At 63.1% G+C, this 24,759-nt stretch carries 20 protein-coding genes; 3 read left to right on the forward strand and 17 right to left on the reverse strand.

Translation table 11 applies throughout. The features are described from left to right. Position 1: 1 nt before the first annotated feature. The 10 genes from FFS37_RS14260 to tkt form a co-directional block, all read right to left on the reverse strand. A complete protein-coding gene (locus FFS37_RS14260; RefSeq protein ID WP_137931599.1) occupies positions 2-838 on the reverse strand; it encodes an ATP-binding cassette domain-containing protein in 837 nt (278 codons plus the stop codon). After that, on the reverse strand, positions 838-1,818 hold the full coding sequence (locus tag FFS37_RS14265; RefSeq protein ID WP_137931600.1) for an ABC transporter permease: 981 nt from the start codon (positions 1,816-1,818) through the stop codon (positions 838-840). The genes FFS37_RS14260 and FFS37_RS14265 overlap by 1 nt, the downstream gene beginning before the upstream one ends. Positions 1,819-2,009: 191 nt before the next feature. Then, a complete protein-coding gene (locus FFS37_RS14270; protein ID WP_137931601.1) occupies positions 2,010-3,026 on the reverse strand; it encodes a substrate-binding domain-containing protein in 1,017 nt (338 codons plus the stop codon). 146 nt (positions 3,027-3,172) lie between these two features. Next, positions 3,173-3,940, reverse strand: coding sequence for an SDR family NAD(P)-dependent oxidoreductase (locus tag FFS37_RS14275; RefSeq protein ID WP_137931602.1), 768 nt, complete (start codon positions 3,938-3,940; stop codon positions 3,173-3,175). A gap of 36 nt (positions 3,941-3,976) precedes the next feature. Beyond that, positions 3,977-4,792 carry an ATP-binding cassette domain-containing protein gene (locus FFS37_RS14280; protein ID WP_137931603.1) on the reverse strand — a complete coding sequence of 272 codons (816 nt, stop codon included), beginning with the start codon at positions 4,790-4,792 and terminating at the stop codon, positions 3,977-3,979. Further along, complete coding sequence (locus FFS37_RS14285; protein ID WP_137931604.1) at positions 4,789-5,835, reverse strand: ABC transporter permease; 1,047 nt, start codon at positions 5,833-5,835, stop codon at positions 4,789-4,791. Before FFS37_RS14285 ends, FFS37_RS14280 begins: the two co-directional genes overlap by 4 nt. A gap of 2 nt (positions 5,836-5,837) precedes the next feature. Further along, a complete protein-coding gene (locus tag FFS37_RS14290) occupies positions 5,838-7,103 on the reverse strand; it encodes a substrate-binding domain-containing protein (protein WP_171026283.1) in 1,266 nt (421 codons plus the stop codon). A gap of 145 nt (positions 7,104-7,248) precedes the next feature. After that, the gene (locus FFS37_RS14295) at positions 7,249-8,022 is read right to left on the reverse strand and encodes an SDR family NAD(P)-dependent oxidoreductase (RefSeq protein ID WP_137931606.1); all 774 of its coding nucleotides are present in this window, start codon (positions 8,020-8,022) and stop codon (positions 7,249-7,251) included. 101 nt (positions 8,023-8,123) lie between these two features. Then, positions 8,124-9,728 carry an FGGY-family carbohydrate kinase gene (locus FFS37_RS14300; RefSeq protein ID WP_137931607.1) on the reverse strand — a complete coding sequence of 535 codons (1,605 nt, stop codon included), beginning with the start codon at positions 9,726-9,728 and terminating at the stop codon, positions 8,124-8,126. After that, positions 9,725-11,782: a transketolase gene (gene tkt / locus FFS37_RS14305; RefSeq protein ID WP_137931608.1), complete on the reverse strand. Its 2,058-nt coding sequence runs from the start codon at positions 11,780-11,782 to the stop codon at positions 9,725-9,727. The genes FFS37_RS14300 and tkt overlap by 4 nt, the downstream gene beginning before the upstream one ends. 420 nt (positions 11,783-12,202) lie before the next feature. Between tkt and FFS37_RS14310 the strand changes: the two genes are divergently transcribed. Then, positions 12,203-13,252 (forward strand): ROK family protein, encoded by a 1,050-nt coding sequence (locus FFS37_RS14310; protein WP_269750879.1) that lies wholly within the window; start codon positions 12,203-12,205, stop codon positions 13,250-13,252. Positions 13,253-13,294: 42 nt separating this feature from the next. Here the strand turns inward: FFS37_RS14310 and FFS37_RS14315 are convergent, their stop codons facing one another. The 3 genes from FFS37_RS14315 to FFS37_RS14325 are packed head-to-tail and all read right to left on the reverse strand — an operon-like array spanning position 13,295 to position 16,115. Further along, entirely contained in the window at positions 13,295-14,083 is a 789-nt protein-coding gene (locus FFS37_RS14315) for an ATP-binding cassette domain-containing protein (protein ID WP_137931610.1), read from the reverse strand. Beyond that, positions 14,080-15,117: an ABC transporter permease gene (locus FFS37_RS14320; protein WP_137931611.1), complete on the reverse strand. Its 1,038-nt coding sequence runs from the start codon at positions 15,115-15,117 to the stop codon at positions 14,080-14,082. Before FFS37_RS14320 ends, FFS37_RS14315 begins: the two co-directional genes overlap by 4 nt. Positions 15,118-15,125: 8 nt before the next feature. Next, entirely contained in the window at positions 15,126-16,115 is a 990-nt protein-coding gene (locus tag FFS37_RS14325; RefSeq protein WP_137931612.1) for a sugar ABC transporter substrate-binding protein, read from the reverse strand. A 1,508-nt stretch (positions 16,116-17,623) separates the two neighbouring features. Between FFS37_RS14325 and FFS37_RS14335 the strand changes: the two genes are divergently transcribed. Both FFS37_RS14335 and FFS37_RS14340 read left to right on the forward strand, forming a co-directional pair. Next, positions 17,624-18,046 carry a hypothetical protein gene (locus FFS37_RS14335; RefSeq protein ID WP_232375661.1) on the forward strand — a complete coding sequence of 141 codons (423 nt, stop codon included), beginning with the start codon at positions 17,624-17,626 and terminating at the stop codon, positions 18,044-18,046. Between the two features lie 112 nt (positions 18,047-18,158). Continuing rightward, positions 18,159-18,929, forward strand: coding sequence for a hypothetical protein (locus FFS37_RS14340; protein ID WP_137931613.1), 771 nt, complete (start codon positions 18,159-18,161; stop codon positions 18,927-18,929). Between the two features lie 16 nt (positions 18,930-18,945). Here FFS37_RS14340 and FFS37_RS14345 read toward each other — a convergent pair whose 3' ends face one another. The 4 genes from FFS37_RS14345 to FFS37_RS14360 form a co-directional block, all read right to left on the reverse strand. Beyond that, complete coding sequence (locus tag FFS37_RS14345) at positions 18,946-19,386, reverse strand: DUF6527 family protein (protein ID WP_137931614.1); 441 nt, start codon at positions 19,384-19,386, stop codon at positions 18,946-18,948. Further along, complete coding sequence (locus FFS37_RS14350; RefSeq protein ID WP_137931615.1) at positions 19,383-20,555, reverse strand: ThiF family adenylyltransferase; 1,173 nt, start codon at positions 20,553-20,555, stop codon at positions 19,383-19,385. The genes FFS37_RS14345 and FFS37_RS14350 overlap by 4 nt, the downstream gene beginning before the upstream one ends. Beyond that, complete coding sequence (locus FFS37_RS14355) at positions 20,530-21,276, reverse strand: multiubiquitin domain-containing protein (RefSeq protein WP_137931616.1); 747 nt, start codon at positions 21,274-21,276, stop codon at positions 20,530-20,532. The genes FFS37_RS14350 and FFS37_RS14355 overlap by 26 nt, the downstream gene beginning before the upstream one ends. Positions 21,277-21,357: 81 nt before the next feature. Continuing rightward, positions 21,358-24,759: a UvrD-helicase domain-containing protein gene (locus FFS37_RS14360; RefSeq protein ID WP_137931617.1), complete on the reverse strand. Its 3,402-nt coding sequence runs from the start codon at positions 24,757-24,759 to the stop codon at positions 21,358-21,360.

A 24,759-nucleotide genomic window follows, 5' to 3' on the forward strand; every position in this document is an offset into this window, starting at 1 on the left:
GTTAAGTTGTGATGCTGGCTCGGAGTCCCGATGATGCCGGTTCTTCGACCTTCGCCGCGCCGGTCATGATGGCGACGACGTCGGCCATGGTGTGGGTTTTCGGGCTCACCACGGCCGCGCGTCGCCCGAGGCGCATGATGTGGATGCGGTCGGCGATTTCGAAGACGTTCGGCATGTTGTGGCTGATCAGGACGACAGGCAGTCCGCGCTGGCGGATTGCCCGGATCAGGTCGAGAACCTGGCCCGTTTCCCGCACACCGAGTGCTGCCGTCGGCTCGTCCATGATCGCAAGCTTCTTGGCAAACAGGGCTGCCCTGGCGACCGCGACGCCCTGACGCTGTCCGCCCGACAGCGATTCGACCGCGCTGCCTATCGACGGCAGGTGGAATTTCAGGTCAGCCATGCTGCGCTCCGCCTCCGCCCGCATGCCCTTTTTGTCGAGCATGCGCAGCACATTGCCGAGGAAGCCGGGGCGGCGGCGTTCCCGGCCAAGGAACAGATTGCTTGAAATATCGAGCGCGGCCGCAACCGCGAGATCCTGATAGACGGTCTCGATACCCAGCTTGCGTGCATCCAGCGGCCCTTTGAAATGGACCGGCTGGCCATCGAGCAGGATTTCGCCGCTGTCGGGGATGAGCGCGCCGGTCAGTGCCTTGATCAGCGAACTCTTTCCAGCGCCATTGTCTCCAACCACCGCCAGGATTTCGCCGGAGCGCAGTTCGAAATCGACACCATCGAGGGCGGTCACGTGGCCATAGCGTTTGACCAGGTTGCGCGCCTCGAGGATGACGCCAGCCGGGGCAGTTACCACCGGCGCTCCGGATGCAGCAGCAGCCATCACCGCTTCCCCCTGGTCAACTGATCGAGCGCGACCGCCACGATCACGAGAATGCCGGTGATCAGATCCTGCCAGAGCGGATCGATGCCGGCGAGCGTCAGCCCGTTGCGCAGCACGCCGACGATCAGCGCACCAATCAGGGTTCCGAGCAACCCGCCCCTACCCCCAAAGAGGCTGGTGCCGCCGATGACGACGGCGGTGATGGAATCGAGATTGGCGGTCTGCAAGGCATTGGGATCGGCATTGGGGATGCGGCCGAGCGCCAGCCAGGCCGCGATGCCATAGATGAAGGCCGCAAGCACATAGACCGAGAGCAGAAGCCGGCCGACCGGTATGCCGACAAGACGGGCGGCCTCCGGATTGTTGCCGACCGCGTAGACGTGCCGTCCCCACTGGGTCTGGTTGAGCAGGAACCAGATCAGCCCGTAGAGGAGGAGCATGATGATGACGCCGTAGGTCAGGATGAACCCGTTCAGGCGGATGGTGTTTCCCGTCCAGCCGAGAAATGCGTCGGTGACCGAAAATGCGCCGCCGGCCGAAATCAGCCTGAGCGCAGCAGTGATGATGCCCAATATGCCGAGGGTCACGATGAAAGGCGGCAGGCGCAGGCCGGCGATCAGGCCACCGGCCGCCACGCCCGCCGCCGTGCAGGCAAGAACGGCGAGCGCCATGGCCAAGACAGGGTCATAGCCGCTGTTCGCCAGCTTGCCCGCAAGGATGGTGCCCAGCACGCATATCGCGCCGACCGCAAGGTCGATGCCGGCTGTCAGGATGATCAAGGTCTGGCCGATGGCCAGGGTGCCGATGATCACCGTCTGCTGCAGAATGATCGACAGGTTTTGCGTGGCGAGAAAACGTGGATTGGTCAGCGAGAAGATCACGCCGAAAGCAAGCAGCACTAGCAGTGGACCCACCGACGGCGTACCGATGACCTTCTTGGCAATGCTCCTGCCGGAAGAGAGTGCCGATGGCGAATTCATAAGTGCCCCTCTGGAACGATCGCCGCATTCCCGGCCTCAGGATCGGGCCGGAAACGAACGGGACCATGCCAATACAGATAGCGCCTTGTCGACGGTCTGTCCGACATGGCCCCGCCGGGAGGATTCAAAAGCAATTCCAGGAAAAGTGTGAAACGGTTTTCCGTCCGGAATTGCGTCAAAACGAAGGGTTGTCAGTCACCCCAGCAGTTCTTGAGGCCCCATTCGGTATCCTTGGAGTCGATCCCTGCGATCGGCTTGTCTGTAATCAGGAACGAACCTGTGTTGACGAAGCCACTCGGCTTCTTGCCGCTGGCCGCATATTCCACGACAGCGTCGACGCCATTGGCCGCCATCTTGTAGGGGAACTGCATGACGGTGGCAGCGATCTGGCCGGCCTTGACGTTGCGAACGCCGGCACAGCCGCCGTCGATCGAGGTCAGCATGACGTCGGCTTCCTTGCCAAAGGATTTTAGCGCCGCATAGGCGCCGGCGGCGGCGGGCTCGTTGATGGTGTAGACCGCGTTGATGTCGCCGTTCTTGGAGAGCAGGTTTTCCATGCCGACCTGGCCCTTGTCCTGCGCGCCATTGGTGATGGCCGAGCCGGCAATGGCCGGATCGCCTTCAGCCAGCCCGAAGCCTTTCAGGTAGCCATTGTGGCGGAATGTATCGACGGTGCCGCCCGGCGTTCCGTCGAGCATGGCCAGCACCGGCTTCTTGTCGCCGAGCGCCTTGCGGGCATAGGCGCCCTGCTGCACGCCGGCCTGGAAATTGTCGGTGGCGAAGGTGGCGTCGACCGCATCGGCGGGATCGGTCGCCGTATCGAGTGCGATCACCAGCACCCCTGCCTCGCGTGCTTTCTTGATGACACCCAGCATGCCGGTCGAGTTGTTCGGCGTCACGAGGATACCTTTGGCGCCGGCGCTGATCAGATCCTCGATCGCGGTGACCTGGCCTTCATTGTCGCCGTCGAACTTGCCGGCGCGGGCGATCAGCTTGACGCCCTTGGCCTTGGCCTCTTCTTCGGCAGCCTGACGCATTTTCACGAAGAACGGATTGACCTCCGTCTTGGTGACGAGACCGACAATGACCTCATCAGCCGAGGCATGGCCGGTGACCGCAAAGGCGGTTCCGAAGATCACAAGGCCCGCGGCCGTCGATCTCGCGACGGTTCCGGACCTGACGTCGGTTGAGATACGCAAACTGGACATGAAACTCCTCCCTGGTTGTTGAACCTTTCTCCTCAAAGGCTCAGCGAGTTACGCATATCTTTTGCATATGGTCAAACATTATATCCGCAATTATGTATTTTTTTATACATAATTACTTGCGACTGCAGGCACCGCCGCCGTGCGGCCTACCAAAGCGTGTAGCCGCCATCAGCGACCAGTATGGATCCGGTGATGAAGGACGACGCATCGCTTGCGAGCATTAGTGCAATGGGAGCGATTTCGTCCGGGGTGGCGTATCGCTGCATCGGCACCTCGTCACGCCAATAGTGCCGGTAGTCCTCGTATTCGGTGTTGGCGATTTCGGTCTTGACGTAGCCTGGAGCGATGGCGTTGACGCGGATCCCCTTGCTCGCCCATTCGGCGGCCAGCGATTTGGTCAAATGGTGCACCGCCGCCTTCGAGATTCCGTAAGGCGAGTGCCATTGTGGCCTGTTGACGATCAGGCCCGAGATCGAGCCGATGTTGATGATCGAGCCGGTGCCGCGCGCCGCCATCTGCTGGCCGACGATCTGGCTGACCTTCCAGACCGCATCGAGGTTGATTGCGAACACACGCTGCCATTCCTCGTCCGTCATGGTCAACGCGTCGGCGTGGAAGCCAATGCCGGCATTGTTGACCAGGACGTCGATGGGGCCGAGCTCGCGCGTGACGGTTTCGACCATGTTCGCAATATCGGCACGCTCGCTGACGTCAGCACGCACGGCAGTCGCCTTCACACCAAGCTTCCGAAGTTCGGCGACAGTCTCGTCGTTTCTTGTCTCGTCGCGCGCCACGATGGCGACCGCGGCACCCGCTTCGGCAAACCCGACGGCTATTGCCTTGCCGATGCTGCGATTTCCGCCTGTGACGACGGCGATTTTGCCATGCAGCGAGAACTTGTCGAATATTGACATCGGTATGTTGTCCCAGTGGTGATGGTGAACGGCAGTCTATGCCGCCCGAGGCGGGGCGATAAGCGCGGACTGCACAGCTTCCGGTTCAAGCGCGCCGGTCATCACCGCGACGACATCGCTTCTCGATGTCGATTTCGGGCTTACGACGGCGGCGCGGTGGCCGAGCCGGTGGATGTGGATGCGATCGGCAATGGCAAACACATCCGGCATGCTGTGGCTGATGAGAATGACCGAGAGGCCTTGGTCTTTAACCCGCCTGATCAGGTCGAGGACTTGCCCGGTCTCCCGCACGCCGAGAGCAGCGGTCGGCTCGTCCAGCACCACAACCTTGCGTCCCCAGGCGGCGGCGCGCGCGACCGCAACCGCCTGGCGCTGCCCGCCGGACAGCGTCTCGACCTTCTGGTTGATCGACTGGATGCGAATGCCGAGATTGCGCATGTGCTCGGCGGCCTGGTTGCGCATCAGCTTCTTGTCGAGCTGACGGAACACCGTCCCGGCTATTCCTGATTTTCGCACCTCGCGCCCAAGATAGAGGTTTTGCGCGATGTTGAGCTGGGTCGCGACTGCCAGTTCCTGGTAGACCGTCTCGATCCCGGCCAGACGAGCGTTCAGCGGCGACTTGAAATGCACCTTCCGGCCGTCGAGATAGACATCGCCCTCATCGGGAATGACGGCGCCGGTCAAGGCCTTGATGAGCGTCGACTTGCCGGCACCATTGTCTCCGACCACGGCGAGTATTTCGCCCTGGGCGAGCTCGAAATCCGCGTCGTCCAGCGCAACAACATGGCCGTAGTGTTTTTTCAGGCCGACGGCTTGCATGACAGGAATTCGCGCGCTTTGATCCTGGGTCATGCCCGCCTCCCCCGCCCGAGAAACTGGTCGACACCAACCGCGAGCATGACCAGGAAGCCCGTCGCGATCTGTTGGTAGAGCGAGTCGATACCCGCCTGGGTGAGGCCGTTCTTCAGGACAACGACGATCAGGGCGCCAACGAAGGTTCCCGCCACACCGCCGCGCCCGCCGAACAGGCTCGTGCCGCCGATCACCACGGCGGTGATGCTGTCCAGATTCGCGATCTGGTAGCCGCTTGGATCGGCGATCGGCGTACGGCCGAGCGCTTGCCAGGCACCGAACGCGTAGAAGACGCCGGCAAGTCCGTAGACGCCGAAGATCATGGCGTTAACGTTGATGCCGTTCAGCCGCGCCGCGATCGGCGAATTGCCGATTGCGTAGACCCGGACGCCCCAGGCGCTTTGCGTCAGCGCGTAGCCGAGAACGATCGTCAGCACGATCCAGAGCATGCTGCCATAGGTTATCGTGATGGTGCCGATGCTCGGCCCGGTTCCGAGCACGGTGATCAGATCGGAATTGATCGGGAAGCTGCGCGATTGCGAATAGAGGCGCGCCGCGGCGGTCAATATCGTGAACATGCCGAGCGTCGCGATGAAGGGCGGCAGCCGGAAGCGCGTGACGGCGAGGCCGTTGAGCGAGGCCGCGGCCACGCACACCACCAGGCCAAGCAACAGAGCGGTGACCGGATCGCCATGCGCGGCGTAGCTTCCGATCACGACCGTGGCCAGCACCATGATGGCGCCGTTTGCCAGGTCGATGCCCGAGACGAGAATGACAAGCGTCTGGCCAAGAGCCAGCGTGCCCACGACCACGGATTGCTGCAATATCAGCGAGAGATTTCCGGCATTGAGGAAGGTCGACGTCGTCAGCGAGAAGACGAGCACGATGACCACAAGTGCAAACAGCGGACCCGTTATCGGATAGCTGAACAGTTCACGCAGCGTGCTGCCGCTCCAGACCGAAGCGACGGCGGGCACGGGGCCCGCCGCTGCGGCACCGGCGTCGCTGCCGGCTGCAGTCGATGCCAGTTCAGGTTCCGGCATTGTCATTCTCCCCAGCAGTTTTGCAGGCCCCATTTCGAGTCCTTCGACTCAACGCCATCCGCGGGGTGATCGGTGATCAGGATTGTGCCCGAATTGTTGACACCACTCGGCTTCTCGCCACCGCCGATCGCCTTGGCCAGTGCATCGACGGCCATTTCGCCCATCTTCGTCGGGAACTGCATCACCGTCGCGCCGATCGTGCCGTCGGCTACACTGCGCACGCCCGAGCAGCTGCCGTCGATCGAGGTGATCAGCACATTGGCTTTCGCCTGCCTGATCGCCAGGAAGGCGCCCTGCGCCGCAGGCTCGTTGATGGTGTAGATGACGTTGATATCGGCATGGGCAGACAACAGGCTCTCCATCGCAGTCTGGCCTGTCTCAACATTGCCCATCGTCAGCGCGGTTCCGGCGATTTCCGGCGACTGGTCATCGATGCCAAAACCCTTCAGGAAGCCGTCGTGACGGGCCTTGGCGGTTTTATCGGACAGGTCGTAGTCCAGCATGGCAATGCGGGCCGCGGTCGAGCCGAGCCGCGCTTTCGCCCATTTGCCGATCAGAACGCCGGCCTCCAGATTGTCGGTTTCGTAGGAGGCGTCAGCCGATGTCGCCGGATCCATCGAGGTGTTCGTGGTCACGACGAAGATACCGGCATCGCGCGCCTTCTTGACGACGGGGATCAGCGCATAGGCATTGGCCGGGTCGACGACGATGCCCTTGACCTGGCGGTTGATCATGTTCTCGATGGCCGCGATCTGGGTCGCGGAATCGCCGGCGACAGTCGCTTCGGCCGTCATCGTCTCGAAGCCGTGCTTCTTGGCGGCATCCACCGCGGCTTGCTGCAATTTTCCAAAGAACGGATTTGACAGCTGCAGTTCGACGATGCCGATGCGGACCGGATCGGCGGCATGGGTCACGGATGCGCCGTATAGTGACACGCCCACCAAACTGGCTGCCATCAGTGCGGATCTCGCAAAGAGCTGCCGGCTGCATTTCGCGTTGCGCAGAATATTCATCTGTTTCCTCCCTGGTTGATGGGTCGTTGCCGTCAATGCCGCGATTGGCACGCCAGCCTGAGTGGCCTTGGCGTTGTGTTCGGCACTGCAATTTCTTTCCTGAGGTGCAAACACGACCCCTTGAGTCCGCGCCTCCCTGCACCTGCGGATTTTCTCTACCAAACGGCAAAAGTTATGTCTATAAAAAAACATAAGTGACGTTTCTTTTGTCGGATAATTTCTAAATTTGCACTCATCGGCCTTGAGCAACCCCAAAATCGCGATCCTTTTGGGTTTCGATGCTTCTGCTTCGACACCAGCGCACGTGGCATCCGAGGACGACCCAGACGCTATTCCGGCCTTCCTATTTGAAGGATAGCTGGCGAACGGCGGCATGGATCCGACAACCGTGCGGCCCGTATCACCAGATCGTATAGCCGGCGTCGACCAGGATGATCGCGCCGGTCATGGCACTTGCCGCGTCGGAGGCGAGGAAGAGATTGACGGACGCCACTTCCTCAGGCTCGACCATCCGCTTCATCGGCGTGCCCTCCATCCAGGGGCTGAAATATGCCGGGTCCCTGGCCGTCACATTCGACATGACCGTGTTGACATAGGTTGGCGCCACGCCATTGACGCGCACCCCGCGATCCGCCCACTCACCCGCGAGCGACCGCGTCAGGTGGTGAAGCCCGGCTTTCGAGGCGTTGTAGTGGACCTGGGATTGCGGCTTGTTCGAAATGAAACCCGACATAGATCCGACGGTCACGATCGAGCCGCGGCGGCGTTCGAGCATGTGCCGGCCAAACGCGCGGCAGCTCCAGAACGCGCCGCTCAGATTGACGTCGATGACCTTCGACCATGCCTGATCATCCAGATCTTCCGCCCGCGTATCCGCCCAGGCGATGCCGGCATTGGCGATGAGGATGTCGACCGACCCCACGTCCCGGTTCATCCGCGCCGCGATCTCTGTGCAGGCGGCGGAGTCGGTGATGTCGAGCAGAGTGCTCGAGACAGGATAACCCTTGCCGCGCAAGGCGCCGGCAGCCGCATCGAGCGATGCTTCGTTGAGGTCGGAAAGGATGACCCGGGCGCCGGCTTCAGCCAGGGCCTCCGCCGTGCAGAAACCGATGCCGCTGGCGGCACCCGTTATGAACGCGATGCGCCCGTCAAGGCGTTGTTTTGCTGCGTACATAGTCAAATCCTAATAGTCGGGGCAGGCTCCAACACGCGTACGCGCAGGACCTGGAACTTGCTTGTTATGGCGCCGCACAAGGCTGTCCGTCTGCAACTCGTTCAGGCCACCGATTTTGTCTCTTCCGTCGACTGGCTTGCGAGTGGCGATGTTTCCACCCTTGCCAGATCGTGCATGACATTGCGCACCGTCCGGCTGTCACTCAGTTGCCGATAGTTCCTGTAGAGAGATTGGTAGGCGGCGGTGCTTTCGCGGCGAGGATTACAGGCCGTGAAGGTGCGCGCACCGAACCGGGCGGTGCCTTCCGCGAAACCGCTCACCAGTTCCGCCGCGACCGCGCCATGAACCGCCGCGCCGACGGCCGTCGCGTGGGCAATGCTTGGAACCTCCACCACACGGCCCAGCACATCGGCCATGATCTGCACCAGCAACGGGTTGTTCTGCGCCAGTCCGCTCGTCAGGATGACGCGGTCGATGGTAAAATCGCCGACTTCGAAGAGGTCGACCACAGTGCGCGCGCCAAAACACAGAGCCTCGATCAGTGCGCGATAGATGTCGACGCCGGTGGTCTCAGTGGTGAGGCCGAGAAGCAGGCCGCTGAGGTTTGAATCGGCAAGCGGCACGCGGTTGCCGTTCCACCAGTCGAGCGCCACCAGATGATTGGCGCCGGGTTCAAGTCCGGCTGCCTCACGGTTGTAGATACGGAAACTTTCCGCCTCATCCGCGCCGCGCGGAAAGGCCCTCACGAACCAGGCGAGCATGTCGCCAAACCCGGCTTGGCCTGCCTCATAGCACCAGAGATCGCGAACCGATCCATCCTTGGCCACGCCTTCGATGCCGGGCGGCAAGGGACGGAACTGTTCGCTCAAGAACAGATAGACCGCCGATGTTCCAAGCGCGCCGACGAGGCAGCCGGATGACACCGCTCCTACAGCAGGCAGCACGACATGGGAATCGATGACCGCCACCGCGACGACGGCGCGACCGCTGATGCCGGTGCGCGCCCGCCATGCCTCGGACAGGCTGCCACCCGACGTGCCGATACGATGCGGCACCGACAGCCTTTCCGACAGGCCGGGCACGACACCCTGCGGATAGCCTTCAGCCTCCGAATACTGGGCCTTGTAGGCCGCGAAACCCAGACTGCGCACCTCACTGCCGGTCAACTGCCAGACAAGCCAGTCGCCGGACTCGATGAACCGGCCGGCAGCAGCCCAGATATGGGGTGCCTCGTCCGCGATCTCGGCCGCCTTCGGCAGCAACCATTCCCCGGAAAGCTTGCCGCCGAAATTGCGCAGGAACGCCCCTCCCCGGCGGTTGATGGCGTCCGCATAGGGCTGCGCGGCGCGATGTTTCCACAGCTTGACATAGGCGTGCGGCTCGCCGGGATAAAGTTCCGAAAGGGCCGTGCCATCGCTTGTGGTCGGCATCGGGGAGCTGGCCGAGAAGCCGAGCCCGATCGACTCGATCACCCGACCTCGCCCCAACGCGCCCAGGATTTCTTCCGCCGCCTCCAGATAGTCGGCGGCGTTCTGCAACGCCCATGATCGCGGCAGAGGCGTGCCGTCAGCAAGGCTCTGCGTCATGACGTCATGGCGATAGGCCTGTGTGTGACTGGCGATCTGCTCGCCGGTCGCAGCGTCGAGCAACACGCCACGGGCGGACCCAGTGCCGTAGTCCAGTCCGATGATGTAAGTCGCGATCATCTCGCCCGCTGCCTTCCCAAATCCGGCGATGCGGCGCGATGCTTCTCGAGTGCCCTGTCGACAGCCTTCGTGACAGTCTCGACGTTCACGTGGAAATGCTCGTAGAGGATTTCGGCCGGGGCCGATTCACCGAACGTATCGATGCCCACGCACTCGCCCTCGAGGCCGACATATTTGCGCCAGTAGTCCGTGACGCCGGCTTCGACGGAGATGCGTGGAATGCCCCACGGCAGTACCTCGGCCTTGTAGCCATCATCCTGCCGGTCAAAGGCGTTGGTGGACGGCATCGACACAACGCGAACATGAACCCCACGTTTGGCAAACTGCTCCTGGGCGCCGACCGCGAACTGCACTTCGGAGCCGGTCGCGATGATGACCGCGTCCAACCGGCCCGCCTCCCGGCGCAGCACATATCCACCCCTGCGGACTGCTTGCAACTGAGCCTGGTCACGCGGCTGGAACGGAAGATTCTGACGGCTGAGCGCCAGGCTTGTCGGCGTCGCCACCTGCTCCAGCGCAACCTGCCAGGCGACCGCCGTCTCAACGGTGTCGCACGGTCGCCAGACGTCCATGTTCGGCATCAACCGAAGTGTCGCCAATTGCTCAATGGGCTGATGCGTCGGGCCGTCCTGGCCGAGCGCGATGGAATCGTGAGTGAAGACATAGATGGCGCCGAGCTTCATCAGCGCCGCCATGCGCAGCGCATTGCGCGCGTATTCCGAAAACATCAGGAACGTACCGCCGAAGGGACGAAACCCGCCATGGACCATCAGGCCGTTCATGATCGCGGCCATGCCGAACTCACGCACGCCGTAGTAAATGTAGTTGCCGCCTGAGGCTGAGGTGATCGGTGCGGCGCCCTTCCAAAGCGTGAGGTTCGAACTGGCGAGATCGGCGGAACCGCCGATCAGTTCGGGAAGGAAGCCGGCAAAGGCCTGGATGGCATTCTGACTGGCCTTGCGTGTCGCCAACGTCTCGGCCTTTTCAACGGTTTGCGCAACGAAGGTATCCGCTTTGTCGGCGAAGCCTGCGGGAAGACGATGCGCGGCGCGGCGTTCGAACTCCGCTGCTTCATCGGGATAGGCCGCGCGGTATGCTTCGAAGCGGCGCTGCCAGTCAGCCTCCGATGCCGCCCCGCTGACCGATGCGTTCCACGCAGCGCCGATCTCTCCAGGAATGTCGAACGGCGGATACGGCCAGTCGAGTGCGAGCCGAGCTCCCGCGACCTCGTCCGCGCCCAACGGCGATCCATGGCTATCATGACTTCCGGCCTTGGTCGGCGCGCCCTTGCCGATTGTCGTCTTGCAGCAGATCAGCGTCGGGCGGGTTGCCTGTGCCTTTGCCCGGGAAATCGCCTGGTCGATGGCCTCGACATCATGCCCGTCGACATCGGCGATGACCTGCCAGCCATAGGCCTCGAAGCGCTTGGGAGTATCGTCCGAAAACCAGCTCTCGACATGGCCATCGATGGATATGCCGTTGTCGTCGTAAAGCACGATCAGCCTGCCCAGGCCGAGCGTTCCGGCAAGCGAGCACGCCTCATGCGAAATGCCTTCCATCAGGCAGCCATCACCTGCCAACACAAAGGTGTGGTGGTCGACAATGTTGTGTCCAGGCCGGTTGAAGGCGGCGGCCAAGGTCTTTTCGGCGATTGCCATGCCGACCGCATTGGCCAGCCCTTGCCCGAGCGGTCCGGTGGTCACTTCGACGCCCGGCGTATAGCCATATTCGGGATGGCCGGGCGTCCTGCTGTGCAGCTGCCGAAATTGCCTGATGTCGTCGATCGAGACATCGTATGCGGTGAGATGGAGCACGCTGTAGAGCAGCATGGAGCCGTGACCGTTGCTGAGCACAACGCGATCGCGGTTGGGCCAGGCGGGATTGGATGGATTGTGGCTGATATGCCGGTGCCAGAGCGCGACCGCGATCTCGGCCATGCCCATCGGCATGCCGGGATGGCCGGACCTGGCGTTCTCGACCGCATCCATGGACAGCGCGCGGATGGCGTTCGCCAGGAGATTTGAAGGGGCGAAGTCCTTTTGCGCTGGCAACATGTGAGATTCCGTCGATCGAGTGACGGCAGAAAACGCTGAAACGGGCGCGGGCTGGTCCACGCTCAGATCCGTCGTTTTCTCCCTGATGACACGACCTTATTCAATGATATATCTATAAGTCAACGGCTTATTGGATACTTCTATACAAAACTCACTCGACATTCTTGCAGACATGCCTTTATCTCCCCCGGGTTTGTCGGTACATCTCCGGCAAACGGAAAAATCGGAATGCCCAAGACAAATGGTACGGCGGAACGCCCCGCTCTTGTAAACAGTGGTGAAATCCTCTCGCTTATCGCCACCGGCACCGCCACTTCCCGGTCAGCGCTACTCGAAGCGTCGGGACTGTCACGCGTGACCGTCACCCAGCGGCTGAATGCGCTGATCGAGACGGGCCTGGTTCGGGAGACGGCACGCACGATGCCAAGCGGCGGCAGACCGACGCGGGTGCTTGGGATCAACGAACAGGCAGGGTTCTTTCTCGTCGCCAATATTGGCGAAACCTACATCCATCTTGCCGCCATGGACCTTGAACCCGCCATCGTCTCGCAAAGCACGATTCCGTTCAACGCGTCGGACGGACCGGCGGTGTCGCTGGCGCAGATTTCCGATGGGTTCGACATCCTTGCAGCGAAAGCCAGAGCCAGTCATGGCTCGCTTTTCGGCGTCAGCCTCAGCATGCCCACGCCCGTCGATTTCAAGCGCGGCCGGGTCGTCGGCCCCTCGGTCCTGCACGGATGGGACGAATTCGACATCATTGGCTGGCTGCGCGGTCGTTTCGATGCGCCGATCTACGTCGAAAACGACGTGAACCTGATGGCGACCCATGAGCATCGCCAGAATTTCCGGCACGTGGACGACATGTTCTTTATCAAGGCGGGAACGGGTATCGGCAGCGGCATTGTAGCTGGCGGCAAGATCTTTCGTGGCGCCCAGGGCGCCGCCGGCGACATCGGCCACATCCAGTTCAGTTCCGAGAACGCGCCGCTGTGTCGCTGCGGCAAGCTCGGCTGCGTCGAAGCCCGCGCCGGCGGCTGGGCGATTGCCCGGGATTTGTCGAGCCGAGGCTTCACGGCGGAGAATGCGCGCGATGTGATTTCGCTGGTTGAAATGCAAAAGCCGGAAGCCCTGATGCTGCTGCGCAGCGCCGGCCGGGTGATCGGCGAAGTTGCCTCCGATGTCGTCAGCATACTTAATCCGAGCCTGATCGTGGTCGGAGGCACGCTGGCCAGGGGCGGCGAATTCCTGCTCTCGGGCATCCGCGAACTCGTCTATCAGCGATGCCTTCCGCTTGCCACGCGCGAGCTGCAGATCGTGCTTGCCAACCCGCAAAAGGACAGCGCACTTTTTGGCGCCGCCTATCTGGCGCTGGAGGATATCTTCAGCCTTGGAAAAGTAGAGCAGTTGATCGATCGACATACGATCGACCGAGCGCGTCCCCCCTCACAGAGCGGTGCGATTGCGGGCTGACCTGCTTGCCGCCGCTGCCCGATTTCGTTCGGACTTTCCCACTCAGGTCACACCCATGATCATGGCGACAAGGTCCTTCTGGACACCTTGACGCACTGTCATCTCACCCACGCTTCTGCCTTGCCGCATGACGACGGCGCGGTCCGCCACGCGCACGACGTGGTCCATATTGTGGCTGACGATGATGACCGACAGGCCGCGCTCTGGCAGGCGTCTCACCATCGTCAGGATCTCGTCGGATTCGCGCACACCAAGTGCCGCCGTCGGCTCATCCAGGATGACCACACGGCGGGCAAACGCCACCGCCCGCGCAACCGCCACCGCCTGGCGCTGACCGCCCGACATCAGGCCGATCTCCTGGGAGGGCGAGACGTGGCTGACGCTCAGCGCGCTCGCATGCTCGCGCCACTGTTTCTGCTCCTGTCCGGCGGAAAGGAAGCCCAACGGACCAAGCCAGCGGGGCCACGTCTGCTCGCGTCCGATCAGGAAATTGTCGGAAACGGTCAGATTGTCGAAAACGGCAAGGTCCTGGAACACCGTCTCGATGCCCGACGCACGCGCGTCGGCTGGCGAACGCAATCGCAGCGGACGACTATCAAGCTCGATGGCGCCGGAGTCCAGTGTCACGATGCCGGTGATCGCCTTGATGAGGGTCGACTTGCCGGCGCCATTGTCGCCGAGCAAGGCCACGATCTCGCCCTCATGAAGGTCGAGCGACGCGCCGGCCAGCGCGGTCACGAAGCCGTACGCCTTGCGCGCATCGCGGACCGACAGAACAAGGCGTTTGTCCGAGACCCCATTTGGAAGACTTTCAGACGAGGCGGTGTTCATTGGTTGACCTGCCTCGCCCGCAACGTGCGAATGCGGTTCTCGATATGCTTGCGCAAGACATCGAGCTCAAGCGCCACCAGGATGCCGATGCCGATCGCCACCGACGACCAAAAGGGTGAGACGTCGAGCTGCTGCAGGCCGCTGCGAATGGTGGCGATGATGAGCGCACCGAACAGCACATTGGTGATGCTGCCGCGGCCGCCGAACAGGCTCGCGCCGCCGACAACCACCGCCGTGATGGCGTCGAGTTCATAGCCGATTCCGGAAAGCGGCGAAGCCGAGCCGGTCCGGCCGTGATAGAGCATGCCAGCGATGCCTGCTGTCGTTCCACAGATGGCATAGGCGCTCATGATCAGCGTGTCGCGGGGAAGGCCTACCCATTGCGCGACATCCGGATTGCCGCCCACGGCGTAGAGCCAGCGGCCCCACTGCGTACGCCGCAACATCAACCAAAACAGCCCCGCGAGGATCAGCACCATCAAAGCACCGGCCGGAATCCCCAGCACCTTGCCGTTCGCCAGCCAATGCACGGCAGGCGAAACGCCCACCAGCGTGTTGCCGCCGCTGATCAGCAAGGCGACGCCGGCGACGATGCCGAGCATGGCAACGGTGACCACCAGGGGCTGTGGAATGCCGCCCTTGACGATGAGCAACCCGTTGATCAGCCCGACCACAAGGCCGACAAGCGGGTAGATGACCAGCGCAAACGAGGTCGGCTGATCGACACCGGTCACCGCAGCCACCGTCACGACGCTGAGCGCGATGACGCTGCCGACCGAGACATCGACGCCGCGAACCAGAATGACGAGGAATTGCCCTAGGCCTAGCGCGCAGACGATCGCGCTCTGGGCGAGGAGATTCTGAAGATTGCGCACCGATATGAAATGCGGGGCAAGCAGGCCGAAGGCGACGACCAGGGTCACGAGAATGATGATCGGTCCAGCCTGCAGAAGCCACAGCAGGACGGAGAGGGAGTCGCGGCGGCCCGTCACCGTGTCGGACGACTTCCCAGCAATGCCGGCCTGCGTTTCCATCGAAGGCGTTATTTCACGACTTCATCGACGTTGCCGGCCACCACGTCGGAGACCATCTTCAGCATGCCGGCGGCATTCTGCGAGGTCTGGACGGGCTGCGCCGGCACGACCACGAGCTTTTCGACGCTCTTGCCCCGCACCAGGTCGGCAGTGGTGTCCGTGGCCGTCCTGGCGATCACTTCGAAGGGATAAGGCACCGTGAACTTCCAGTTCTTGTTGTCGGCGGCGATCGACTTCAGCGCGTATTCCTGGCCGCCCACCGAGCCAACGATGACATTGGATCCTGCCGCCTCAAGCGCCTGCAGCGTTCCCTGCGCCGAGACATCAAAGATGTCGTAGATGCCGACAAGATTTGGATGCGCGTTCAGCATACCCTCGGCGATCGTGCGCGATTTCTCGGGATCGCAACGGGCGTCGCCCTCGGCAACGATGTTGAACTTCGTACCCTTCAGCGCATCCTTGAAGGCATTGATGAACGCGTCGGTGTCCGCCAGGCCCGCGATACAGCGGATGACGCCGATCTCGCCTCCCGCCGGGACCTGTTTGGTGAATTCCTGCACGACGGCCTTTTCCGCGCCGACCGGATCGTAGTTCACCTGGGCGGTCAGGTCATCGATGGGCGGTGGTGCGCCGTCGAAGGACAACACCTTGATGCCTTGCTTGGTCGCGTCGTTGAGCGCGCTGACCAGTTCCTTGGAGGTGGCGCCGGTATTGACGGCGATAACCTTGTAGCCTTCGGCGGGCGCGTTGACGATTTCCTGGATGAAGAAATTGACGTCGCCGCGCGAGCTTCCCGATTTGACGTCGATCTGGACGTCGTCGATCTTGCCGGCCCGGCCTTTGGCGACATTGTACTGGCGCACATAGGCCTGGTCGCCGAGATAGGAGAAAAGCATCAGCCCTTTGGGCTTGTCACCGGCAAAGGCGCTAGAGGCAATGCAGCAGCCTGCCGCAAGCAAGGTGACTGCGGAAGCACGCGAAAACAGCTTCATTTTCATTTTGTCCTCCTGGGTTCTAGGCCGCCTCCCAACCCGCAGCCTCCGTGCTTCAATACACCACCTCCGTCAATATGTATATGTTCATCTTAATTTGAAGGCATTTTTGTGTGTTTTTAAACATAATGGTGATAGATTATCCAGGCGTCACCATGTTGTTCGCATGAGGAAATGCGCATTCGGCTGGGCGATTGTCCCCTCGCGCCGTTGCCTGGCAGCGCGCGTTGGCGGACGCGAAGTCGCAAAGTCAGCGTGACCAAGGCAGCGCCAAGCCTACGACGGGGTAGAGCCAGTTGCTTTTGACGCAAATTGGTGGATTCAGCGCTGCTCTCGCGGATGCCGTCCTGACCGGCCTGCCGCGAAGCGATCCGACGGCATGAACTTCGGCTCATCGTTCCCAGAAGCGCGGCGACTTCCCTCGCCACTTCAAACTCACACCGCGCTGCGTGGTATGGGGTACGAGGTTGAAGCCTGGCTGGAGCAGCGTCGCCGGGCCTATTTCGAAGGCCGCGCGAGGATCGCATCCGGGTCGGACGTCCATCAGCGCAAAACCCGTCCGGTGAAACCCGCATCGAGGTGAAAGAGCTACCGCGCCTCTGGCGCTGTAGCCCAAATCAGCCATAAGCGACCTTCGTCGCGCATCTGGCGAACAAGGACGGGACGTTTTCGAAGGTCATGGTGTCGCATATCCGCGATTGCGGAGAACCGTGATGTCGAGCCGGGCACAAAGCAAACCCGCCTATTTTCACGCTACTCTACGCCAGAACCCTCTCACCCTCTGCGACCGCTTTGCACAGGCTGGGACTTGGATGCAGGCTGGATTTGCTAATTCTTAGAAGGAAATGAACGCCACTCAGGGTGAGTAGGGAAAGACGGAACGGCAGCGCAATCGCCGCCGAAACTATGCTATTGCCTGCCCCTCACTCCCACTCGATTCTCTCAAACCATCGTAACGCGCTGATTTATAAGCGCAAAATCTTTCTTCTGACGGTCAAAACCCGACCGTCGAGCCGTCAAAATTTTTCGCTTTTGATTTCAAAGGGAAATTCGCACGATTTGGATTTAGCGCGATTTCATCGTCTATCGACAACGATCGGTCAATTTTTGGCGCCATCAACCATGCAGGGGCACTACGCGCCGATTCGAAAGAAGACCGTCACCATTCATAGTACAGGACGTTCGTGCTCGCTACGCTCGCCGTCTCCCTCCCCTTCCAGCTCTACTCACTGGGCCGGCTGGCTTGATGCAAGGCGGAGGAGCGAATAGACAAGCGCCTCTTGCTGCGGCGGTGTGGAAGGACACACGGCCAGAAAAGGTCCGAGATGGTGACGAGAAGGCAGCGGCGTAATGGCTCGGTGCGCTAAGCCCATCCACTAACCGGTTTCGAGTCCGGTCCGCAGCAAATCGTCGGGATCGGCATCGATGCCGCGACGCTCTATGCCTGTTGTATCAAGCCGCCGCTCTCTACACGATCCTGCAATATTGCGATAAGACCAGCCATGACCAAGAGCATGAAATGGCTGCAGGCGAAGGCGCCCGGATTCAATCATCTCGCCAAAGATGAGCAGATCGCGATTACTGACTTCGCGCTACTCTGGAGCCTGTTCGAGTCCCGCGTCCTCGACACCGAGGGCAACGTCAAGGCGATCTGCGGCGCGGTCGAGGCGTGGCAGGAGACCGGGAGGCTCGATGCTGACGCCTTCAACGCCGAACTCGGCTACTTCCGGCAGCGCTATTATGCCGATGGCGCCTTCACCTATCACTTCGACCATTTGCATTTCAGGAATCCCGACCGCGAGGCCTTGGTGCGCTCCGTGATCGACGGCAGCGACAACGACCCATGCAGCCGCATGGCCGCCGTCCTCATCATCGTCTTCCGCTATCGCAACAACCTCTTTCACGGCGTGAAATGGCAGTACAAGCTGCAAGGCTAGCTCGGCAATTTCAGCACCGCGAACGATGTGCTCATGAAGGTGCTGGAACGGCACGGCGCGCTCGCTGACGGATAAGAGCGCTGGCGCACGCCCCCGACGGCCGGAGCTGTCCATGCCCGACACCAACGACGCCATCCCGCCAAACCTCGCCAGCCTTCATGCCGGCGAAGAATTCCTGCGCAGCAAGGCGATCGGCCTCGTCGCCGGCGACGAGCGCCTGCGGCTACACCTGGCCATCACCGAAGCGGCCATGGATCTCGCAGATGTCCTACGCCAGTTCGACACCGCCGACGAGGACCTCAAGGTCGTCCAACTCCTCGGCATGCGCACCTTCAACGCCTTCGGCGCGAGCGTGAAGCTTGCTCTATCGGGCTACGGCCAAAACAGCGCGCTCATCCTGCGTGACGTGGTGGAGACGGTCTTTCTGATCGACTATTTCGCCGGCGACCGGACCCTGATCGAGCGCTGGCGCTTCGCCGACAAGAAGGCGCGCCTAAGGGACTTCGGACCGGTGAAGGTTCGCGAGGCCCTCGACGCCCGCCACGGCTTCACCGACAAGAAGCGCTTCGCGATGTACGAAATGTTCTCCGAACTCGCCGGGCATCCCACGATGAAGTCCGCCTTCATGATGCGCCCGCAGCGCGACGGCGACGCGGTCATCGGCCCGTTCATGGAGGCGACGACCCTGGAGGCCGTCGTCTCCGAATTGGGCCGCCTCGCGATCCAGGTTGGCGAACAGCTCAACCTCTTCTTTCCGGCCGACTGGCCGCAGGGCCTTCCGAGCCGGCTCGCCTTCGCCAAGCTCAAGCAGCGCTGGATCGCAACCTTCTACCCGAGCCCCAGCCCCGCAGCACCGAAGTCTGACGAGCCCGGCGGCGCGTGACCGCCGGGCTTGTCGTCTACGATCCGCCGGATATCCGGGCCCAGACACGGCGCCAGAAGCCCGGTTCCTCCCTGGGCGGAGCAGGCTGTTCCGAAGGTTCGACCTTCGGCGACTCCCCGTAGAAGCGGGCTTTGGCGGTGCGGTCCCGACGACGCTCGGCTTCGACCTGCTCGGCGCTCCAAGGGCCGGCTTCGACCACCTTGCCGCGGTCGATCACATAATGCGATCGGCACTTCAGCGTCCAATTGCCGATCGATGGGCGTAGCGAAATGGTCTCGCCGTCGAAGGTCATCTTCCAGTCCGTCGGCGTGAAGGGCGCCACCACCTCCTCGCCGCAACCGCAGCAGCAGCTGTGGGCCGATGTCGCATATTCCATCGAGACATAGAGAATGCCTGGCTCAAGGCGCTCGGGGATGTGCTCGACGAAACGATGCTCGAGTCGCTTGTGCCGTATCACCCGAAGTCTCCGTTGATCAGCATGTTGCCGTCGGTCGTGTAGGTGCAGTGATGCTCGCCCTCGAGATCACGGTAGAAGCCGCGGATCTTCTTCCACTTGACGACCGCGAGGACCGCATTCAGGGCGTTGAGGTCCGCGACCTGGATGTTGGAAGCGTAGATGTCCTTGGCGCCGCCGCCGACGAAGGAGATGCGCTGGCGCGCATGATCCCGCTTCTCCGGCGTGCTGGCGGTCACCCGCAGGATACCGCCGAGCGACCCCTCGTCGAGCTCGAGGCCCATGCCGACATCGACGAACGCGGCGCTGATCGCCTCGAGCTTCTCGACGATCAACCGCTTCGCTTCGCCGGCGTCGAGCGACAGGAACGCGAAGGTGACGCCGTCGAGAAGGTGCAGGTTGTCGGCTCCGAGCTCGACATCGTGCGCCACGATGTTGCGGTGCATCCGGCTGTAGATGCGCTTCAGATAGTCGACCTTCTTCGGCGCCTCGCGCAGCTCCTCCAGGGTCGGCGCGCCCGGTGCCCGAAAGGCGTTGTGGGTCAGGAACTCGTCGCTGTCGAAGAGCCGAATCTCGCGGACCGGCGTCTTGGCGACGAAGTCCAGGATGTAACCACCGGTGCCGCCGCCGCCGATGATGGCGACCCGCTCGTTAACGAGCCGCTCGGTCAGGATGCCGATACCGACACGGTCGGAGGCGGTCTCGACATAGTTGAAGACGCTGTCCTCCTCCTCTTCCGGCTCGCGGAAGGTGCGGGGGGTCATGCCGGGCTTCAGCACCGCGGCCGGGCCCGCGATGATGTTCGCGTAGCTCGTCATCTTGTGGTGGTAGTCCGTGTAGCCGCCATCCGGCTTGCTCGAGAAGCTGTGCGTGGCTTTCAGACCGTGGCCGAGGTCGAAGGCCCCGGCCTGATGCGAGATTCCCTGGATAGGCGTCCCATCGGCGCGGCACGGAAAGTCGCCGTCCCAATGGACAACATGGGTGTCGGGCCTGCGCGTAGCATCGCCGGCCAGCGTGAGGCTCGAGATGAGGGTGCCGATGCGCACCTCGCGACGCGCATCGACATAGGGCACCTCCCGCATGACGAGATGCCCGCCCTGCCGCAGGACGAAGTAGCCTTCGTCCCGCAGCCGCTTGAGGTCGGGATTACGACTGAACAGTTCGCGTGACATTGAACACCGTGCCTTTCTTCTTGACGTCCACCGAGCCGCCAGCCCCAAGTTCGCCCGCGTGCGGCGTCGACGCCGCGTGCCGGTAGGTCATCGAGAAGACGACGTTCGGCTCGTGCTGGCCCGGGAAAGCGAGCTGGACGATCTGCTCGAACGTGACCGTGCGGGCGTTCACCGTGCGCGGCCGCGAATTGACGATGATCTCGAACGTCAGCCGCGCGGTGATGAACCGCTCGATGCCGGGCTCGGCCAGATCGATCAGCTCGCCATGCTCGATCAGGCGATCTTCGCCGCCGGGGACCTCGAGGAAAACGGCCTCTCCCTCGCCGGGCTTGGCGAGGCCGTAGAGCACCGCGCCGCTGATGATCGGCTTACCCCAGCGCAGCTCGTCGTCCTTCAGCGTGAACTTGAAGTCGCGATCCGTCAGGAAGGCGACGAACCGCTCGGCGCCGTGCTCGCGCAAGTCGAAGGGCTCGTTCAGCCGCACGTCCTCGAAGTCGCCCGAGGGCAGAATCGCGAACAGGCTGTAGCCGTCCCGCGGGTCCAGGGTGCCGGCCTCAAGCAACTGACGGCCGAGCGGCACGGGATCGCTCACCTGACGGGACTGGAAGTTGAGATCGCCCTGCGCGAGGAGAAAGCGATACCCCCGCGCCGGACGCAGCGCCCGGCCTTCGCGCAGGGCGTCGCCGAGGTCGTCGTAATCAAGCAGTTCTTCGGTGTTCATGAGATTGGGTCCTTAGGTTCTGCCGAGGCGACGCCGCGGCTCTAAGGGTCCAATCGGGGCGGGATCCGCCGACCGGTAAGGTCAGGCGAACTTTTTTTGCAGGGGGCCGTCGGGGGTCTGCCCGCAGATGAAGAAGGCCGGGCAATTCGGGCAGGTGCGCGACGAGACTTCGGCCGGAAACCGCCCAGCGCGGATGTCGCCGAGAAACTTGGCGAGCTTATCCTTGCGACCCTTCAGCTCCCGATCCGACAAGGCGAGCGCATGCGTCTCGCCGTCGGAGAGATGGACAAGCTCGGCGACGGCGCCAGGGAAGGCCTGCTGGACCGCCAGCATCAGCGCCGCCGCGCCGACATCCTTGCTCTCGGCCGACCGCCTGTGGCCCGTGCGGATGCGGCGCACGGCGCGAACGCCGTCGGGCCGCACCAGCACTTCGTCCGGCCGAACGATGATCTCTTCGCCGCCGAAATTGAGGCTGAGTGCGACCGGAACCTCGGCGACCGCGTCGGCGCGATTGGCCAGGAGGAAGCGCAGCATCGCCAGCGCCAAGTCGCGGAATTCTGCGCGATAGCCATGGTCGGCGAGCCCCTGGCCTGCAAGCGCCGCGTCGATGCTGTCCTCCAGGTCCCGCTCGGTTATAGGGCTATCCGAGGTGATCACCCCCCCGACCACCACGCGCACTGCCTCGTGTAGGTGCATGAAGGCGGTCGCGGTCCGACGCCCGCCGACCTGCAAGACATGCGTGTAGAAGAAGCGGCGCGGGCAGGACTCATAAAGGGCGATTTGCGCGGCCCCGAACTGCAGCCGGCCATCGACGATCAACTCGATGCCCTGGGCTTCCGCCGCCATCGGAAGCGGCCGCGCCGGCACGACCGAACGGCGCGTCAAGTTGGTCCCGAGACGGTCGAGGAATGGCGATAGCGGTCGATTGTGGCCGTTGCTCTTCTCGGTCGGCGCATAAAGGACCAGGCGGTCGCGGGCGCGCGACTGCGCCACGTAGAATAGGCACTCTTGTTCCTCGGCCTGGTCCGCGCGGAACGCCTCCAGCGCGCTGCCTTCGGCGCCCGCGATCATGCCGTCGGGCGCCGGACAGGGCGGCGCCGGGGGCGTGCGCGGGATGGTGTCGCTGTTGAGCCCTGGAATATGGACGCCGCCGAACTCCAGGCCCTTAGCGCCGTGAATCGTCATCAGCCGCACGGCGTCGAGATGCTGGGCGGCCGCCGGCAACTGGCGCAGGTCGCGATCGTCGCCGAGACGGACCAGCCTGCGCACCCGATCGAGCACGCGCGTGATCCGCAGTCCGCGGCCTGCCGGCTGGACCCGCAGGAAGTTGAGGAACTGCCAGATCGCGATGCCGCGTGTGCGATCGGCGAGATCCGCTGACGCGCCAAGGCGCGCGGCGATGCGGGTGCGATCGAGCAGCAACGTCGCGAGCACTGTCCAGGGCCAGGCCGTTTGGTCGAAGCCCGCGAGCGCGACCCTTAGCTTATCGAGCGCCTGGTGGCCGGCACCGCTGACGCCGGGGATCGCATCCACCTGCTGGAGCCAGCTGCCCGGGGCGTGGTCGGCCGCCCGCAGATGCTCGAAGACCGCCGCCACGTCCGCAAAGGACATGGTGAAGTCGGGCCAGCAGGCGATGCGCACTAGGCCCATGGCGCGACGGTCGACAAGGATGGAGAGCAAGGCGAGGAAATCCTTGACCTCGGCCCGCTCGAACAGGCTGCCCAGAAACAGGATGGGCACCCCGAGCCGCTCAAGGTCCTGCCCGATCATCGACAGCTTCTCATTGCCGGTGCAGAGGACCGCCTGGTCGCGATAGGCATATCCCTCGCCGCGAAGCGCCTCGATCGCGTCGGCCAGCGCCACTTGCTGCTGCTCGGCGCGCTGCACCGTGCGCAGCTCGGGCTTCTGGCCATTGCCGTCGCGCTCCGCGTCGAGACCACTGTCCGCGTCGCCCGCGCGCATCGTGATCGCGAAGCCGGAAAAGCTGGCGACGATCTCCGGCACTGAGCGATAGTTGCGCTTCAAGCGGCCGCGCTTGCCGCCGGGAAAGTCCCCCTTCCCGAACCGGGTCATGTTGAAGGATGACGCGCCTCGAAACCGATAGATCGACTGCTTGGCGTCGCCGACCATCCAGAGATTGCGGCCGTCTGGCCGCAGCGCGCTCAGCAAGCGCACGCTGCTGCGGTTCACGTCCTGATACTCATCGACCAGGACGTGGTCATATTGCGCCTGCAGCGTTGCGCGGATGGCCGCCTCGGTCTCGAGCAGCTTGACCGGCAGGGCGACAAGATCGCCAAAGTCGACGCAATGCGCGTTGCGCTTGAGCTGTTCGTAGGCGGCATAGACGCGGGCCACCTCGCCGGCGCGTTCGGCGGCCTCGCGCGTCACGGCGTCCGCCGCCTTGGCAAGCATGGCGTCGGCGAGCCCAGTGTAGGTTTCGGCGTCGACCACCTCGTCCTTCGCCCGCGAGACGGCGGCCAGCATGTCGGCGATGATCTGAGTCGGATCATAGAGATTGCGGTAATGCGCGAGCCTCAGCCGCGGAAACTCCTCCTCGAGGAGCTCGACCGCCTCGGTCCGATCCATCATCCGCGGGTCTTTCGGCAGCCCGAGCTCGGCATGGAAACGACGGATGATGTCGAGACCGAATGCGTGGAACGTGCCGATCCACATCGCGGCCGCAGCCTCGGGCCGCTTGCGCGCAATGCGCTCCGCCATCTCGCCCGCGGCCTTGTTCGAGAAGGTGAGCAGCAAGATGCGCCGCGGATCGACACCTTCCTCCAGAAGGCCTTCGACACGCGCGATCAGCGTCTGCGTCTTGCCGGTGCCGGGGCCCGCCTCGAGCAGATAGGCTTCGCCGCGATGCGCTGCGGCATCGGCCTGCAGGGGATTGAGTGGCCGCTCGATATGCATCGCGGCCGCGACAGGCGGCACCGCTGGCAGGAGCAAAGCGTCGAACAGCTGCTGCGCGACGACCTCGAACGGCGCGCCGAGCTTCGCAGCGATTGCGGAGGCGGGGAGCCCTTGGTCAAGATGGAGCACGCGCGCGACAGTGCGCGGCAGCAGCAGCTCGCGCGCAAACAGGTCCATCTGGACCTCGCGGCGCTGCCGGCGTCCATAATCGACAACCCGATCCATCCCGACCGGCGAGGGTTCGGCCGCGCGAGCCGGATCGATCATCGGCGCGGGTTCGCTTTCGGGATCGTCGCCGAGCTCGACATGGCCAATCTCGTGCGCCACGAGGAAGGCCTGCTCGAAGCGAGACCCCGCGCTCTCGTGAAGGATCAGATCGTCGGCGGCGACGAAGGTCGCGCGGCCGCCGTTGAGGACGGCCGCGCCGACGGCCGTCGGTTCGACATCGATCCCGCGCCGCTTGGCCTCAGCGACCGCAAAGTCATAGGGCGACCAAGGATCGGCGCCGGATGCGACGAGGCGAGCATGAAGCTCGGCAGCGATTTGCCTGGCGAGCTCCACGCCGTCCAT

The sequence above is a fragment of the Mesorhizobium comanense genome, assembly GCF_005503535.1.
GTDB lineage: Bacteria > Pseudomonadota > Alphaproteobacteria > Rhizobiales > Rhizobiaceae > Mesorhizobium > Mesorhizobium comanense.